The sequence below is a fragment of the Streptomyces sp. NPDC004647 genome, assembly GCF_040609575.1.
Classification (GTDB): domain Bacteria; phylum Actinomycetota; class Actinomycetes; order Streptomycetales; family Streptomycetaceae; genus Streptomyces.
The window spans coordinates 1-15,105 of sequence record NZ_JBEXKU010000025.1 but is presented as its reverse complement, the minus strand read 5'-3'; the positions used below and the strand labels follow the sequence as shown (position 1 = coordinate 15,105).

Annotated in this window: 17 protein-coding genes; 9 read left to right on the top strand and 8 right to left on the bottom strand. The window is 71.0% G+C overall.

The genetic code is table 11. From position 1 onward, the window contains the following. The first annotated feature begins 6 nt into the window (after positions 1-6). The 3 genes from ABZW18_RS13675 (at position 7) to ABZW18_RS13665 (ending at position 2,041) form a co-directional block, all read left to right on the top strand. The gene (locus tag ABZW18_RS13675; RefSeq protein ID WP_356186514.1) at positions 7-396 is read left to right on the top strand and encodes a VOC family protein; all 390 of its coding nucleotides are present in this window, start codon (positions 7-9) and stop codon (positions 394-396) included. 350 nt (positions 397-746) lie between these two features. Next, complete coding sequence (locus ABZW18_RS13670; RefSeq protein ID WP_356186511.1) at positions 747-1,166, top strand: thioesterase family protein; 420 nt, start codon at positions 747-749, stop codon at positions 1,164-1,166. A gap of 131 nt (positions 1,167-1,297) precedes the next feature. Beyond that, a complete protein-coding gene (locus ABZW18_RS13665) occupies positions 1,298-2,041 on the top strand; it encodes a hypothetical protein (protein ID WP_356186508.1) in 744 nt (247 codons plus the stop codon). A gap of 261 nt (positions 2,042-2,302) precedes the next feature. Here ABZW18_RS13665 and ABZW18_RS13660 read toward each other — a convergent pair whose 3' ends face one another. Both ABZW18_RS13660 and ABZW18_RS13655 read right to left on the bottom strand, forming a co-directional pair. Beyond that, the gene (locus ABZW18_RS13660; RefSeq protein WP_356186505.1) at positions 2,303-3,571 is read right to left on the bottom strand and encodes an Ig-like domain-containing protein; all 1,269 of its coding nucleotides are present in this window, start codon (positions 3,569-3,571) and stop codon (positions 2,303-2,305) included. A 270-nt stretch (positions 3,572-3,841) separates the two neighbouring features. Next, entirely contained in the window at positions 3,842-4,231 is a 390-nt protein-coding gene (locus ABZW18_RS13655) for a hypothetical protein (RefSeq protein WP_356186503.1), read from the bottom strand. Positions 4,232-4,338: 107 nt separating this feature from the next. Between ABZW18_RS13655 and ABZW18_RS13650 the strand changes: the two genes are divergently transcribed. Beyond that, positions 4,339-4,635 (top strand): hypothetical protein, encoded by a 297-nt coding sequence (locus ABZW18_RS13650; protein ID WP_356186501.1) that lies wholly within the window; start codon positions 4,339-4,341, stop codon positions 4,633-4,635. A gap of 167 nt (positions 4,636-4,802) precedes the next feature. Here ABZW18_RS13650 and hutH read toward each other — a convergent pair whose 3' ends face one another. From hutH to ABZW18_RS13625, 5 genes are all read right to left on the bottom strand, one after another. After that, positions 4,803-6,347, bottom strand: coding sequence for a histidine ammonia-lyase (hutH, locus tag ABZW18_RS13645; protein ID WP_356186498.1), 1,545 nt, complete (start codon positions 6,345-6,347; stop codon positions 4,803-4,805). A 78-nt stretch (positions 6,348-6,425) separates the two neighbouring features. Next, positions 6,426-7,508 carry a GGDEF domain-containing protein gene (locus ABZW18_RS13640; protein ID WP_356186641.1) on the bottom strand — a complete coding sequence of 361 codons (1,083 nt, stop codon included), beginning with the start codon at positions 7,506-7,508 and terminating at the stop codon, positions 6,426-6,428. A gap of 155 nt (positions 7,509-7,663) precedes the next feature. Further along, positions 7,664-8,461 carry an enoyl-CoA hydratase-related protein gene (locus ABZW18_RS13635; RefSeq protein ID WP_356186495.1) on the bottom strand — a complete coding sequence of 266 codons (798 nt, stop codon included), beginning with the start codon at positions 8,459-8,461 and terminating at the stop codon, positions 7,664-7,666. Positions 8,462-8,728: 267 nt separating this feature from the next. Beyond that, positions 8,729-9,820 carry an adenylate/guanylate cyclase domain-containing protein gene (locus ABZW18_RS13630; protein ID WP_356186493.1) on the bottom strand — a complete coding sequence of 364 codons (1,092 nt, stop codon included), beginning with the start codon at positions 9,818-9,820 and terminating at the stop codon, positions 8,729-8,731. Positions 9,821-10,125: 305 nt separating this feature from the next. Further along, the gene (locus ABZW18_RS13625) at positions 10,126-11,139 is read right to left on the bottom strand and encodes a biotin--[acetyl-CoA-carboxylase] ligase (protein ID WP_356186491.1); all 1,014 of its coding nucleotides are present in this window, start codon (positions 11,137-11,139) and stop codon (positions 10,126-10,128) included. A gap of 265 nt (positions 11,140-11,404) precedes the next feature. Between ABZW18_RS13625 and ABZW18_RS13620 the strand changes: the two genes are divergently transcribed. From ABZW18_RS13620 to ABZW18_RS13605, 4 genes are all read left to right on the top strand, one after another. Continuing rightward, a complete protein-coding gene (locus ABZW18_RS13620; RefSeq protein WP_356186488.1) occupies positions 11,405-13,012 on the top strand; it encodes an acyl-CoA carboxylase subunit beta in 1,608 nt (535 codons plus the stop codon). A gap of 18 nt (positions 13,013-13,030) precedes the next feature. Beyond that, complete coding sequence (locus ABZW18_RS13615; protein ID WP_356186485.1) at positions 13,031-13,237, top strand: acyl-CoA carboxylase epsilon subunit; 207 nt, start codon at positions 13,031-13,033, stop codon at positions 13,235-13,237. A 107-nt stretch (positions 13,238-13,344) separates the two neighbouring features. After that, a complete protein-coding gene (locus tag ABZW18_RS13610; protein ID WP_356186483.1) occupies positions 13,345-13,473 on the top strand; it encodes a hypothetical protein in 129 nt (42 codons plus the stop codon). A 41-nt stretch (positions 13,474-13,514) separates the two neighbouring features. Next, positions 13,515-14,135: a nucleoside triphosphate pyrophosphatase gene (locus ABZW18_RS13605; protein ID WP_356186480.1), complete on the top strand. Its 621-nt coding sequence runs from the start codon at positions 13,515-13,517 to the stop codon at positions 14,133-14,135. Positions 14,136-14,207: 72 nt separating this feature from the next. Here ABZW18_RS13605 and ABZW18_RS13600 read toward each other — a convergent pair whose 3' ends face one another. Beyond that, positions 14,208-14,660 carry a hypothetical protein gene (locus ABZW18_RS13600; protein ID WP_356186478.1) on the bottom strand — a complete coding sequence of 151 codons (453 nt, stop codon included), beginning with the start codon at positions 14,658-14,660 and terminating at the stop codon, positions 14,208-14,210. A gap of 227 nt (positions 14,661-14,887) precedes the next feature. On the opposite strand from ABZW18_RS13600, the gene ABZW18_RS13595 reads away from it, so the two are divergent. Continuing rightward, a partial coding sequence (locus ABZW18_RS13595) for a biotin carboxylase N-terminal domain-containing protein (RefSeq protein WP_356186476.1) occupies positions 14,888-15,105 on the top strand: 218 nt, incomplete at its 3' end.

Here is a 15,105-nt window from a genome sequence, read left to right as displayed (position 1 = left end):
GGCACCATGATCGACCACCTGTCCCTCCAGGTAAGGGATTTGTCGGCCGCCGCCGCTTTCTACGACGCCGTACTCGCGCCGCTGGGCGGCCGTCGTCTGCTGGAGTTCGGCGAGGTGATCGGCTACGGGGCGCAGCGGCCGGAGTTCTGGCTCGGGCCGCTGAGCAGCGGGGCCAGAGGGAGCGGCGGCGAGGCGCGCGAGGTCCATGTGGCGTTCAGTGCCGCGGACCGCGCGACTGTCGCCGCTTTTCATGCCGCGGCGCTCGCGACGGGTGCCGAGGAACTGCACCCGCCGCGGCTGTGGCCGGAGTACCACGAGTCGTACTTCGGGGCTTTCGTACGCGACCCGGACGGCAACAACGTCGAGGCGGTCTGCCACACCCCGCCGGAGGCATGAGCGGGGGTCAACCCGCACCTTCCTGGAATCGCACCTTCCACGTATCGCGCCTTCCACATATCGCGCCTTCCAGGAATCGCACATTCCGGGAATGGCGAACCGGCTCCTTCCTCGCGCACCACTCCTCCCGTCCCTCGGACACACATCGCGCCGGGCGTGCCGACGTCAGGATCCCGTCGGATGTCCACTGTCAGCCCCCCATGCCAGGATGCGAGAGAACAGCGCAGGGCCGCACGGGATGGAGTCGCGGATCGTCCAGGGCGGCGGAGAACGGAATGCAGCAGCGCCAAACGGGGAGTCCGGACATTCGCACGGCAGAGACAGGCACCGCACCTTCCGAAAGGGACGACATGACCCAGCCGTTCACCGTGACGATCACCGTCCGCGGTTATGAAACGGACTCGCAGGGGCACCTCAACACCAGCGTGTACACGCAGTACGCCGAGCACGCCCGCTGGACGCTCGTCCAGGCCGCCGGGATCCGGCAGAGCGAGCTGATCGAGAAGAGCGTCGGCCCGGTGAACCTGGAGAGCACGATCCGGTTCCTGCGCGAGCTGCGGGCGGGTGACGAGGTCGAGGTGTCCTGCGCGTTCCTGTGGGGCGAGGGAAAGACGTTCCGGGTCGAGCAGGAATTCCGGCGCGACGGCGAACTGGTCGCGACGTTGCACAGCGTCGGCGGGATGATGGACCTCCGGGAGCGCCGACTGCTGGCCGACCCCCGCGAGGGCTTCCGCCAATTCGCCTCCAATCCTTCTGCACTCGGCCTCTGAGGGCATGCCCGGGGGCCGGCGGGCCGCGCGGGGGCCGCGCGGTTGGAAGGCGCCCGTCGCATCGCGGGCGGAGACGGCCGGGTGCCGCGAAAGCGCCCCGTACTCCGCGCGGAGCGCAGTACGTTCCCGGCATGACATTCGCAGCGGATACGTTCAGCGCCGTCGTGCAGCTCGGCGGCCGGTTCATGACCTCCTCCGAAATGACCGCTCGGGGAGCCGAGTTGGGTCTCGCCGACCGGCTGCTGTACTTCCGTGGCAGGGCCGCCGTGCTCGGCACGCCCTCACCGCGCCTGGTCGCCCAGGTGCTCGGGATCTTCCCGGGCTGGATCATCGACTACACCTGGGAGAACAGCGAGGCCGTCCGCCCCGACCAGGCCGTGGAGGCGTACTCCCAGGGCTGTTGGGAGTGGGGCCACAACCACCTCACCGGCACCCCGGAGGCAGTCCGTACGGCGCGGCTCGCACACCGGGTCGTGGATGCCGCCGACGGCAGCGCGCTGCCGCTCTTCGCCGGCTGGCGGATGGCGGCGCGCCCGTACGACACCGACGGTCCGGCCTCCCTCGCGCACGCCCTCATGCTGCTGCGCGAGTTGCGCGGCGGGCTGCACTTCGCCGCGCTTCGGGCGAACGGGATCGGCGTCACCGAGGCGGTTGTCGCGGACCCTGGTGGCGGCCGGGCCCGGCTGCTGCGTACCGCCTGGCCGGAGGACGAGGCGGATGCGCTCGTGGCGCGGGCCGGGAAGATCCCGGATCTGACGGAACGGTGGCAGCGGGCGGAGCGCATGACGGAGGAGGCGTTCGACCGGGCAGCGGCCGCGGCGCTGCCGGAGGGGGAGCTGATCGAACTGCGGGAGCGGCTGGTCGCCCTCGGCTGAGCGGCTGAGCGAAGAGCGAACGGCCTGAGCGGCGCATCTCGATGTCCCGAGGCTCGTACGCGGCGTCTCGGCGGCCGGGGACTTGCGCGCGCGGGGTCGCGGGGCGGGAAGCCGTCTCAGGCACGTGCGCGACGCGAGAAGCCGCCGAAGAACGCCCGCGGGCCGGAAAGCCGCCGGGCGGCGGCCGGTGTCGTGCCGGCCGCCGCCCGGCGGTGGGATTCAGGTCATCGGCCGCGGAGAGCCGAACAGGGGTCGTCGGCGTCAGCCGATCGCGCTGCCCGCGACCCACTCGTTCCAGTCCATGTTCCAGCCGTTGAGGCCGTTGTCCGGCGTCACGGTCTTGTCCGGGGAGTTCTTGACCTCCACGACATCGCCGATGAGCGAGTTGTCGTAGAACCAGGCACCCGGCTGCTTGCTGTCGCCGCCGCCCTTCACGTCGTTCAGGCCCACGCAGCCGTGGCTGGTGTTGGCGCTGCCGAAGATCGAGTCGGCGCCCCAGTAGTTGCCGTGGATGAATGTGCCCGACGTCGACAGCCGCATCGCGTGCGGCACGTCCTTGATGTCGTACTCGCCCTTGCCGTTCTTCTTCTTGAAGCCGACCGTGGAGCCGTCCATCCGGGTCTCCTTGAACTTCTCGGAGATCACCATCTGGCCGTTGTACGTCGGGTTGTCGGGGCTGCCCGACGAGATCGGGATGGTCTTGATCGTCTTGCCGTCCTGCGTGACCGTCATCTGCTTCGACTTGGCGTCGACGGTGCTGACCTGGTTGCGGCCGATCGAGAAGGTGACGGTCTTCTTCTGGACACCCTGTACGCCCGGGGCGGCCTCGACGCCGTCCAGGTCGAGGTTGAGGGTGACCGTGGAGCCGGCCTTCCAGTACTCCTCCGGCCGGAGGTCCAGACGGTTGGCGTTGAACCAGTGGCCGACGACCTTCTGGCCACTGCTCGAGGTGACCTTGATGCCGGACTCGACGTCCTTCTTATTGGTGATCGCCTTGTCGAAGTTGATCGACACGGGCATGCCCACGCCGACCTTCGAGCCGTCCTCGGGCGTGAAGTTGCCGATGAAGCTGTTGTCCGGCGAGACGGTGGTGATGGTGGAGTTCTCGGTCGCAGAGCGGCCCTCGGAGTCCTCCGCCTTCGCGGTGATCTTGTACTTGGTGGAGCGCTCCAGCTGGCCGCCCGGCTGCCAGGACCTGCCGTCGGAGGAGAGCGTGCCGGGGACGTCGGTGCCGGTCTCGACGGCGGTCATCGTCACCTTGGTGAGCTTGCCGTCGGCCACTTTGACCCGGACGTCGCTGTTGATCCCGGCGTTGTCGGCGCCGTCCTTCGGCGTGATCGTTATTCGGGCGTCGGAGGCGTCCTTGGCGGCTTGCTCGTCCACCTGGGCCTGCGATTTCGCGCGGTCGCCGGTACCGCCCCCATCGTCACTGTCGCTACAGCTCGTGAGCGCCAGCACGCCGCCGAGCAGCGCAGCCGCGGCCGCCAGGCCTTTGCGCCGCTTACCGTCCGTCATCACACGCTTCTCCATTGCTACTGGTTCCCCTGAATCCCCGAGCCGGGCGATGGGGCACACACGTCCCGGCTACTACCCTCTTGAACACCTATTCCTATTCGTCCGGTTCCCTGGTCGGCGAAAATTGTGGGGAAGGACACGTACGGCAGCAGCCTCGGCGCACCCTGAGTACGCCCCGGATTACGCCCGAGGTACGCCCGAGGTACGCCCGAGGTACGCCCGCAGTCTTCCGAGCCGACCCTCCGCCGTCCGGGTCGGCCCCTCACTTCACCTCCGAGCCGGCCCTCACGGCCTCCCGGCGTCGCCTTCCCCATCCGGGCGCTCTCCATCCTCACCGATCCAGCCGACATCACCGAAGCCGTCCTCCTCGTCGTCGTCGAGGCCCCACTCCACCGCGTCCGGGTCGTAGTCGATCCGTTCGCTGCTCCAGGACGCCTGCGCCAGCTCCACCCCGGGGACGCTGCTGACCAGGTCGAACGGGTCGACGAGATAGGCCAGCGCATCCGCGCCGTCCTCCTGGACCGCGGCCCGGGCGATGCCCCGCTCGTCGTCGGGCAGGGACTCGTCCCCGTCGATGTGATCGAGGGCGGCGCCGATGAGTTCACCCGTGTCGGTGACCTCCAGTACCAGTTCCACCCGAAGCCGTACGAACCGTGATGTCTCAGGAGTGCTCATGGGCGGAGCGTAGGCCGCCCGGGTACCGCGACTTTCAAACGACCCGCACGAGTCATTAACATCTGCCGGGACGGCCAATTCTCCAGCGCCACAAGGGGGTCCGTTCCGTGTCCGCACGCCGCCCGCTGCTGACCGCCACCGCCGCGGGTTCGATGTTGTTCGCGTTGTGGTTCGTGCCCTCCGCGAATGCGACCCCGGAGCCGGCCAAGTCCGATTCACAGAGCAGGCCACAGGCCACACAGGTCACTCAGGCCTCGCACGCCACGGCTTCCAAGGATCTTTCCCTCGCCGACACCGGCAGCGTCGACACGACCCCCTACCTGGTGGGCGGCACGTTCTTCCTCGGATTCGGCGCGGCGATCGTCGCCACCGCCGCGCGCCGCTCCCGCAACGCCGCGATCTGAACCCCGCCGCGATCCGGCCCCGGCGCGATCCGGCCCCGTACCGGTCCGACCCCGCCGCCGGACGGGCCGGTGATCGCGTAACAGGACCGGATCCGAACGTGCTGGCCCGCGGGACCGGGGCGGGCCTCCCCGGACCAGGTCCGGGGCGTACGTTCAGACCCGCCGCATCAGGCCAGCGGCCCGGTCACCGACTCCACCGCGTGGGACAGCCGCCCCGAGCGTACGAACACGTCCGCCGCCGCCAGATCCGGCGCCAGGAAGCGGTCACCGCCCGGGCCCTCGATACCCGCCTCGCGCACGGCCGTCAGCACCGCCCGCGTCGCGGGCGCCGGGGTGAGACCCTCGCGGAGCTCGATCGCACGGGTCGCCGCGACCAGTTCGACGGCGATGACCCGGGCGAGGTTGTCGACCGCGTGACGCAGCTTGCGGGCCGCGGACCAGCCCATGGAGACATGGTCCTCCTGCATGGCGGAGGACGGGATCGAGTCCACCGACGCCGGTACGGCCAGCCGCTTCATCTCGCTGACCAGCGCGGCCTGCGTGTACTGGGCGATCATCAGACCGGAGTCCACGCCCGGGTCGCCGGCCAGGAAGGGCGGCAGGCCGTGGGAACGGCTCCGGTCGAGGAGCCGGTCCGTACGGCGCTCCGCGATCGAGCCCAGGTCGGCCGCCACCACCGCCAGGAAATCCAGGACGTAGGCGACCGGCGCGCCATGGAAATTCCCGTTGGACTCCACCCGCCCGTCCGGCAGGACAACGGGGTTGTCCACGGCCGCCGCGAGTTCGCGCTCGGCGACGAGCCGCGCGTGGGCGAGAGTGTCGCGGCCCGCGCCGGCCACCTGCGGGGCGCAGCGCACCGAGTACGCGTCCTGGACGCGCGGCGCCTCGTCCTGGTGGTGCCCGGTGAGGCCGGAACCGGCCAGTACCTTCAGCATGTTGGCGGCGCTGGCGGCCTGGCCGGGGTGCGGGCGGACGGCGTGCAGCTCGGGCGCGAGAACCTTGTCCGTGCCGAGCAGGGCCTCCAGGGTGAGCGCCGCGGTGATGTCGGCGGCGGTGAACAGCCGCGCGAGGTCGGCGCAGGCCATCACCAGCATGCCCAGCATCCCGTCGGTGCCGTTGAGCAGCGCCAGGCCCTCCTTCTCCCGCAGCACGACAGGCTCGATGCGATGCGCGTCGAGCAGTTCGTGCGCGGGCAGTACGACGCCGTCGGGGCCCTCCGCGTCGCCCTCGCCCAGAAGCGTCAGAGCACAGTGCGACAGCGGCGCGAGATCCCCGGAGCAGCCCAGCGAGCCGTACTCGTGGACCACCGGTGTGATCCCCGAGTTCAGGATGTCGGCCATGGTCTGCGCGACCACCGGGCGGACGCCCGTACGGCCGGAGCACACGGTCTTCAGCCGCAGGAACATCAGCGCGCGGACGACCTCGCGCTCCACGCGCGGGCCCATGCCCGCGGCGTGCGAGCGGACGATGTTGCGCTGCAGCTGGGCGCGCAGCTCCGGGCTGATGTGCCGTACGGCGAGCGCGCCGAATCCGGTCGAGATGCCGTACACCGGGTCCGGCTTGGCGGCGAGCGTTTCGATGACCTCACGGGATGCGGCGAGCGCGGCCAGTGCCTCCGCGGACAGTTCGATCCTGGCCTCGCCGCGTGCCACGGCGATCACGTCCTCGGCGCTCGTCCCGGACGTCCCCACCACCACAGTCTGCATATCCATATTCAGGCACCTTAGAGACTGAAACCCTGGATGTCACGAGTGGGTTCGCACACGTCAGGGAGGCCGGGCCGGGCGGCGTCAGTCCCGGCGGAAGCGGCGGCGCTCGGGCCCGCCCTCGGGGGGCGACTCGGCCAGCCGTACGACCGGGTCGTCGGGTCCCTCCCGGCCCGCGACAACCGGCTTCTGGGAGCGCGCCGCCTTCGCCTTGTACTGCGCCGCGTCGGCGAGCCGGAACAGCCTGCGGGCGGACTGGAGGGGCCCGATGGGCTCACCGGTGGACGCCACTCCGCAGGCGACGCCCTCCCCGAACTCCAACTCGGATGCCCGGCGGCACAGTTCATCGGCCGCGCGCACCACGTCGTCGACCGGCGGTCCCACCGCCAGCAGGCAGAACTCGTCCCCGCCGAGGCGCGCCACCAGCGCGCCCGGCAGTATGGCGCCGCACAGCGACAGCACCGAGCCGAACCGCTCCAGGAGCCGGTCCCCGGTGGCGTGCCCCAGCGAATCGTTGACCCGCTTGAGCCCATTGAGGTCGCAGACGACCAGGCTCACGACCGTGCCCTCCTCCCGGTGCCGCTCCACCGCCTCATCGAGCCGCAGGTCCACCAGGCGCCGGTTGGCGAGCCCGGTCAGCGGGTCCGTGAAGGCGAGGTGCCGCGCCTCCTCCAGCCGCTCGGTCTGCGCGATCCCGGCCGCGGTCACGGCCGCCAGCACGGTCGCGAATTCCGCGTCGTCCCGGTCGAAGACGGGCTCCCCGGTCCGCCGCGCCACATACAGCTCGCCCCAGGCCCGCCCGTGCAGCACGATCGGCGCGACCACACAGCAACTGCGCCCACGCCTCCGCAGGGCGGCCACCCGCTGGTGGCAGTACGCACTGTGCGGCGGGCCGTCCGCGGTCTCCACCCAGGCGTTCGGCTCACCGCCCCCGCACCACTGCTCATGCAGAAACTCCGCGATCTCCGGGAACTCGTGCACCGGATAGGACTCGTCCTCCGGAAACTCCTCCTCGCCCTCCGCCAGTTCGCCGACATTGACGAGCACCCGTAGCCGCCCCAGCTCGCGCTCCCACTCGGAGATCGCGGCGAAGTCCCCGCCCAGCGCGCGACGGGCACCCGCCGCGGCGGCGCGTACGGACTCGCGCGGGGTCTGCGCGGCGGCCATCGCCTGGGCCAGACCCACGACGGCCCGCAGCCGCGCATCACCTCCGCCGCTCTCACCCGACACCGTCACCTCGTGTTCCGTCACCGCATGCACACCCTGCACACCAGCGTAGGAACATTTGGCGTCTTTCGCCCCGTTCGTGAGGATAAACGGAGCTACTCCCCCGGCCATGCCGGCTTCCGCTTCTCGTTGAAGGCCGCCACGCCCTCCGCCCGGTCCCCGGAGAAGGCCACGCTCCGCCAGGCGGCGTCCTCGACCTCGAGACCGGCCCGCAGGTCCAGGCCGTGCCCGAGCCGCAGGGCGCGCTTGGCCGCCCGCAGGCCGACCGGGGAGTTGCCGGCGATCCGCTCCGCCAGCCCGAGCGCCTCCACGCGGTCCTCGCCCTCGGCCACCAGCTGATCCACCAGCCCCAACTCCCGGGCCTCCGCGGCCGCCACGCGGCGCGCGCTGAAGATGAGCTCCGCCGCCCGGGCCGCCCCGACCCGGCGGGGCAGCAGCTGCGTACCGCCACCGCCCGGAATCACCCCCACGGACACCTCCGGCAGCCCGACGACGGCCGTGGGGTCCGCAATGATCAGATCGCAGGACAGCGCGATCTCGAAACCGCCGCCGAGGGCGAAGCCGTGCACGGCCGCGACGGTGGGCATCGGCAGCTCCAGCACGCCGGTGTACGCGGCCCGGGTGTGCGGACGCTGGCGTACGAGTTCGGCGTCACTGAGGGAGTTGCGCTCCTTGAGGTCGGCACCGACGCAGAAGGCCCGCTCATGACTCGACGTCAGCACGACGACCCGTACGGAGGGGTCTTCACCGAGCGCCGCGCAGGCCTGGGCGAGACACCGCGCCATCTCGGTCGAGACGGCGTTCATGGCCTTGACACGATCGAGCACCAGCTCGGCCACATGCCCGCCATGGCGCCGTACGACGACCCACTCCCCGTACCGCTGCTCGCTCATCCCGCGCCTCCGGTTAACGATCGTAAACCTGACGCGAGGCATCATCGCACCGGCAGCCGCCGACGCGCAGGAGGGACGGGGGCGCAGGGGTAGTGGTCGCGGGGGGCGGGGTGGCAGAGACGGGGATGCGCGGGGACGGGAGTGCGCGGGGACGGGAGCGCGCGGGGACGGGAGCGCGCGGGGACGGGAGTGCGCGGGGACGGGAGTGCGCGGGGACGGGAGTGCGCGGGGACGGGAGTGCGCGGGTCCGCCGGGCGGTCGGCCCGCTCACGTCCTCCGGGCCAGCAGCCAGGGCTCAACCACGCCGAGGCCTCGCACCGGCCGATGCCACATCGGCTGCAACGCGAAGCGGTACCCGGGCTCCAGCGCCTCGTCCTCCTTCGCCTCCGCCGCGGCTTGCGCCTCCGACTCCGGCGCGTCCCCGGAGCGCATCAGCTCCTCCGCGAGCGCCCCGTCCACCAGCACCGCGTCCTTCGGCGCTATCGAGGTCAGCCGGCTCGCCAGATTCACCGTGGTCCCGAAGACATCGCCCATCCGCGTGGTGACCGTCCCGAAGGCGATCCCGACGCGCAGCTCGGGCATCGTCTCGTCGTGCCCCAGCGTCTCGATGAGGCGCAGTCCGATCTCGGCCGCGATCCCGGCGTCGTCCGCGGCGAACAGCACCTCGTCGCCCAGCGTCTTGATGAGCCGGCCGCCGTGCGCCGCGACCAGGTCCGCCGCCGTGGTCTCGAATGCCTCGACCAGCTCGCCGAGTTCCTCCTCCTCCAGCCGCCGGGTCAGCCGCGTGAAGCCCACCAGGTCCGCGAACCCGACAGCCAGCCGCCGGGCGACCATCTCCTCGTCGTCCTGCGCCTGCACGACCCGCCCCGTCGCGGCCGCCAGCTGACGCCGCCACACATAGACCAGGAACTCCTGGAGCTCCGGCATCAGCAGCTCGATCAGCGGATACGTGACCTCGGTACGGGTCATCCCCGGTTCCGGGAGCTCGGTCAGCCCCTCCAGGAACGAATCGATCTGCCACTCCGCCAGCCGGGCCGTCGTCTGCCCGGTGGACCGCGCCACCTGCACAGCCATCGGCTCGCTCAGCAGCCCCGCCTCGACCAGACCCGCCAGCCGTCGCAGCGCCAGGACATCCGCTTCCGTCAGGGCCTTGGCCTGGCCGATGTCCGCGAAACCCATCGCCCGCCAGAAGCGGGAGGCGAGCTCCATGGAGACCCCGGCGCTGCGTGCCGCCTGGAAGGGGGTGTAGCGCCGCTCCGCTCCGAGGATCAGCTGTTCGAGCCGGAGAGCGAGCGGATCTCCCTCCACGGCTGCATCCTCGGCATCCTCCGCATCGGAGACTTCCGACGCATTCGACACATCCGCAGCATCCGGCCCGCCGGACACATCCGGTTCACCAGGCCCATGGGATGCATCGGACTCTCCCGACGCATCCGGCGCACCCGTCACATCCGATACGTCCGGAGCGGCGGCGTCGGTGCGGTGCTCCGGTCCGGGGGGCGTGCCCCCGGCCGCGCCCGGGTCGTCCACCGTCACCGCCCGCCCCCTGTCCGATCCCTGCGCACAGCCCTTCCGATCACTTCTCGCCGCTCCGCCTGGGGTCCCACCAGGCCTCAGCCTGGTCCGGAGCCATAACGATACGGCAGGTGTGCCCTAGCTCACTCTCATGTCGCGGAGCGGAGATGGACGATGTCACCCGCCCCGACCGGCTGCTGAACGCCGTCCTGTGTGGCGAGGACGAGCCGGCCGTCGCCATCCACGGCCACGGCCTCCCCGGTCAGCTCGCGACCACCGGGGAGCTCGGCCCGTACGGTCCGGCCGAGGGTCGCGCAGCCCGCGGCGTACGCCTCCTGGAGCCGGCTGGCCCCCGGATCGCCGCCGACGGCCCGCCAGTCGGCGTACCACTGCTCGATGGAACGCAGTACGGCCCGCAGCAGCGGGTCACGGTCCACCGACGTCGCGCCCGCGAGCGCGAGCGACGCCGCGCCCGGCACCGGCAGCTCGTCCTCGTGCAGCGACACATTGAGCCCGATGCCGATCACGACAGCGTCTCCCGCGGAACCTTCGGCCCGGGTGGAGGTGTCCTCCGCTGCCGCCGGGGAAGTACCGCCGGCCCGCTCGGCGAGGATCCCGCCGGCCTTGCGCTCCTCACCGGTCTCACCGGCCTCACCGCCGCCCCCGGCGGCCCCGCCAGGGGCGCCGCCGACCTGCACCAGCAGATCGTTCGGCCACTTCAGGGACGTATCGACGCCCGCAGCCCGGGCGACCGCGCTCGCCGTGGCGACCCCGGCCAGCAGCGGCAGCCACCCCCACCGCTCGACCGGCACACCCTCCTCCGACCCGGCCCCGGGCGATCCCGGCCGCAGCAGTACGGAGAAGAAGAGCCCGGAGCGCGGCGGTGCGGTCCACTGCCGGTCGAGCCGGCCGCGCCCCGCGGACTGCTCCTCCGCGACGAGCACCGCCCCCTCGGCGGCCCCCGACCGCGCCCGGTCCGCCAGATCGCTGTTGGTCGACCCGGTCACCTCGACCACGTCGAAGGAGGTCCACAGCCCTCCCGGGCGTACGAGCGCGCGGCGCAGCGCCGTCGCGTTCAGCGGCGGACGCTCCAGATCGGACCAACGGCCCGGGGGACGGTCGGGCTGCGGATTACCGGGCGTGCCCGGCGGCGGCGGCGTCATGCGGCCAGCGTAGGCCCCGTCCGCCCGATCCCGCCGGACCGGCCGACCGGCCGCTACCAGCTCAGCGGCCGTCCTTGAAGGGCGGGAGGTGTGGCCAACACCGCACTGCCATAGCGCAGCGTCGCCGATACGCTACGAGTCGGTAGCCCGAATAGCCCAGGGATCCGGGGCCGCTCTCGACCCATGTCCCCCATGACCCGGTTTCCCACCCAATCCCCTACCCCTATCCCCCATAGCCCCGAGGACGAGCAGGAGCCGCATCCCGATGTCCGAGCCGGAAATCGCCCCGCTTAACCATCAGAGCAATCACACCACCGCGGGAAAGATCGCGGACTTGCAGCGGCGCATCGAAGAGGCGACGCACGCCGGCTCTCAGCGCGCGGTCGAGAAGCAGCACGCGAAGGGCAAGCTGACGGCCCGTGAGCGCGTCCACCTTCTCCTCGACGAGGGGTCGTTCGTCGAACTGGACGAGTTCGCCCGGCACCGCTCGACCAACTTCGGCCTGGAGAGCAACCGTCCGTACGGCGACGGAGTCGTCACCGGCTACGGCACGGTCGACGGCCGCCCGGTGGCGGTGTTCTCCCAGGACTTCACGGTCTTCGGCGGCGCCCTGGGCGAGGTGTACGGCCAGAAGATCGTCAAGGTGATGGACTTCGCGCTGCGGAACGGCTGCCCGGTCGTCGGCATCAACGACTCCGGCGGCGCCCGCATCCAGGAGGGCGTCAGCGCCCTGGGCCTGTACGGCGAGATCTTCCGCCGCAACGTCCACGCCTCCGGTGTGATCCCGCAGATCAGCCTCGTCGTGGGCCCCTGTGCGGGCGGCGCCGTCTACTCCCCCGCGATCACCGACTTCACGGTGATGGTCGACAAGACCTCGCACATGTTCATCACCGGCCCGGACGTCATCAAGACGGTCACCGGCGAGGATGTCGGCTTCGAGGAGCTGGGCGGCGCCCGGACGCACAACAGCACCTCCGGCGTCGCGCACCACATGGCGGGTGACGAGAAGGACGCCATCGAGTACGTCAAGGCGCTGCTGTCCTACCTCCCGTCGAACAACCTCACGGATCCGCCCGCCTTCCCCGACGAGGCGGACCTCGAGACCTCGGACGAGGACCGCGAGCTCGACACGTTGATCCCGGACTCGGCGAACCAGCCGTACGACATGCACCGGATCATCGAGCACGTCCTCGACGACAACGAGTTCCTCGAGACGCAGCCGCTGTTCGCGCCGAACATCGTCACCGGTTTCGGCCGGGTCGAGGGCCACCCGGTCGGCGTCGTCGCCAACCAGCCGATGCAGTTCGCCGGCTGCCTGGACATCGACGCGTCCGAGAAGGCCGCGCGCTTCGTGCGGACCTGCGACGCCTTCAACGTGCCGGTGCTCACCTTCGTGGACGTGCCCGGCTTCCTGCCCGGCACCGAGCAGGAGTTCAACGGCATCATCCGCCGCGGCGCCAAGCTGATCTACGCCTACGCGGAAGCCACCGTCCCGCTCATCACGATCATCACCCGCAAGGCCTTCGGCGGCGCGTACGACGTCATGGGCTCCAAGCACCTCGGCGCGGACCTCAACCTGGCCTGGCCGACGGCGCAGATCGCGGTGATGGGCGCGCAGGGCGCGGTGAACATCCTGCATCGCCGCACGATCGCGGCGGCCGAGACCCCGGAGCAGGCCGAGGAGGTGCGGGCGCGGCTGATCGCCGAGTACGAGGACGCGCTGCTCAACCCGTACGTGGCGGCCGAGCGCGGCTACGTCGACGCGGTGATCATGCCGTCCGAGACCCGTCGCAACGTCGTCCGCGGGCTGCGTACGCTGCGCAACAAGCGCGCTGCGCTGCCCCCGAAGAAGCACGGCAACATCCCGCTCTGAGCCCGCTGGGAGGCGCGTATGTTCAAGGTTCTGCGGGGCAACCCGACACCCGAGGAGCTGGCCGCCGCACTGGCGGTGGTCCAAGCCCGCGCCGCGGCGGCCTCAGCCGCCTCGGTGGCGCCACAAGAGCTGGACGAGTGGGCGGACAAGGGGCGCAATGTGCCGCGCCGCGCGCTGCCGCAGCCGGGCCCCAAGGCGTGGCGCAGCACCTACTGGCCGAGGTGAGCAGCAGCTACTGGACGAGGTGAACGGTCCGACTGGTTCCTGCGGACGGTGCCGCCTGAGTACGCGTACTCAGGCGGCACCGTCTTTTCTGTCGGACCATCGAATCCATGCTCTGGTCCGACCCCACCGATGAGCCCTCGAAGGAGCTGCGCGACGTCGAGGCGATGCTCCGCCGCGCGGGCCGGGTTCTGGCGGTCGCCATGGTGATCATGATGTTCATCCTGGGCGCCTTCTGAGCCCGTCGGCCCGCTTCGCCCGGCTGTATACGCTGGCTTCCATGACCGAGAAGCCCATCGCCGCACACCGCCGCACGCTCGTCCTCGCCTCCGCTTCGCCCGCCCGGCTCGGACTGCTCCGGCAGGCCGGTCTGACGCCCGAGGTGCTCGTCAGCGGAGTGGACGAGGACGCGCTCACCGCGGACTCCCCAGCGAATCTGGCGCGGGCACTGGCAGAGGCCAAGGCGGCCGCGGTGTCGATACGCCCCGAGGCCGCGGGCGCGCTCGTCGTGGGCTGCGACTCGGTCCTGGAGCTGGACGGTCAGGCGTTGGGCAAGCCTGCCGACGCCGAAGACGCCACCGCACGCTGGAAGTCGATGCGCGGGCGCTCCGCCGTCCTGCGGACCGGCCACTGTGTGATCGACGTGGCGAACGGCCGCCGTGCATCCGCGACGGGGTCCACCACGGTGCGCTTCGGTGAGCCGACGGACGCGGAGGTCGCGGCGTACGTGGCGAGCGGTGAGCCGCTGCACGTGGCGGGCGCATTCACCCTCGACGGGCGCTCGTCGCCGTTCATCGACGGCATCGACGGCGACCCGGGCAATGTCATCGGCCTCTCGCTGCCGCTGCTTCGGCGGCTGCTCGCCGATCTGGACGTGCGGATCACCGACCTCTGGGCCTGAGCGCAACGGGCCCGAACGGCCGACATTTCGTGTCCCCGGTACGCCTCCCCCGCCGGAGCCGGGGACGGGCGGTCAGGCCGGGCTGGGGCCCTCGAGCGGCGCGGCGGGAGCGTCCTCGGGGCCGTGCCGCTCGCCGTACGCCACCACGCTCAGCACGATCAGGCCGAACACACCCATCATGAAGGCGAAGGCCAACCAGCCGACCAGCCCGACGGTGAGGGCACCGAGCACCCCGTGGACCACGGCGCAGCTGATGAGCGCGATACGGGCGTAGCGGCCGGGGGCGCGGTCGGTCATGGCGCAGCGCAGCAACAGGAATCCGCACAGCCCCAGGTAGAGGCCGAAGAGGGCGCCCGCGATCCAGGTGGACAGGCTCATCGCGCCCGGATCGAGGCCGGCGAGCGACATGTCCTGCCGGTCCACGACGATGCCGAGGATCATATGGACCACCGCGATGCCGATCGCTTCCAGGAACAGCAGCGCCGCCGCCACCGCGGCCACCGGTCTGCGCGCCACGACGCCCACCCACCTTCTCAGTTACCGCATGTACGGAAGACATCGCGCACGCTACTAACGGGTAATCCCATTCACAAGGGTTCTGCGCCATGCCCGGCAGACGGAACGGATGGGCAAAGATTCCGCCCCCCGTTCGTGGAGAGTCAACAAAGATCCGCTGCCTGCTAGTGGTCCACTGTGCAGAGACCTTGACCACATCGGGGCGCTGACGGCCCCACGGGTTTTCCCGGCGTACCGTGGAGCGACAAGGGATTTCGGCCCTTGGGCGACGATCGGATGACACTCCGTGTGGGCAAGGTCACCCCCTGGGTCGACTCGGCAGGACGTGTCGGCAGTCCCTAAACTCGCCTTGTTTCAAGGAGGGAGCCATCGTGCGCAAGGTGCTCATCGCCAACCGTGGCGAAATCGCTGTCCGCGTTGCCCGTGCCTGTCGGGACGCCGGGATCGGATCGGT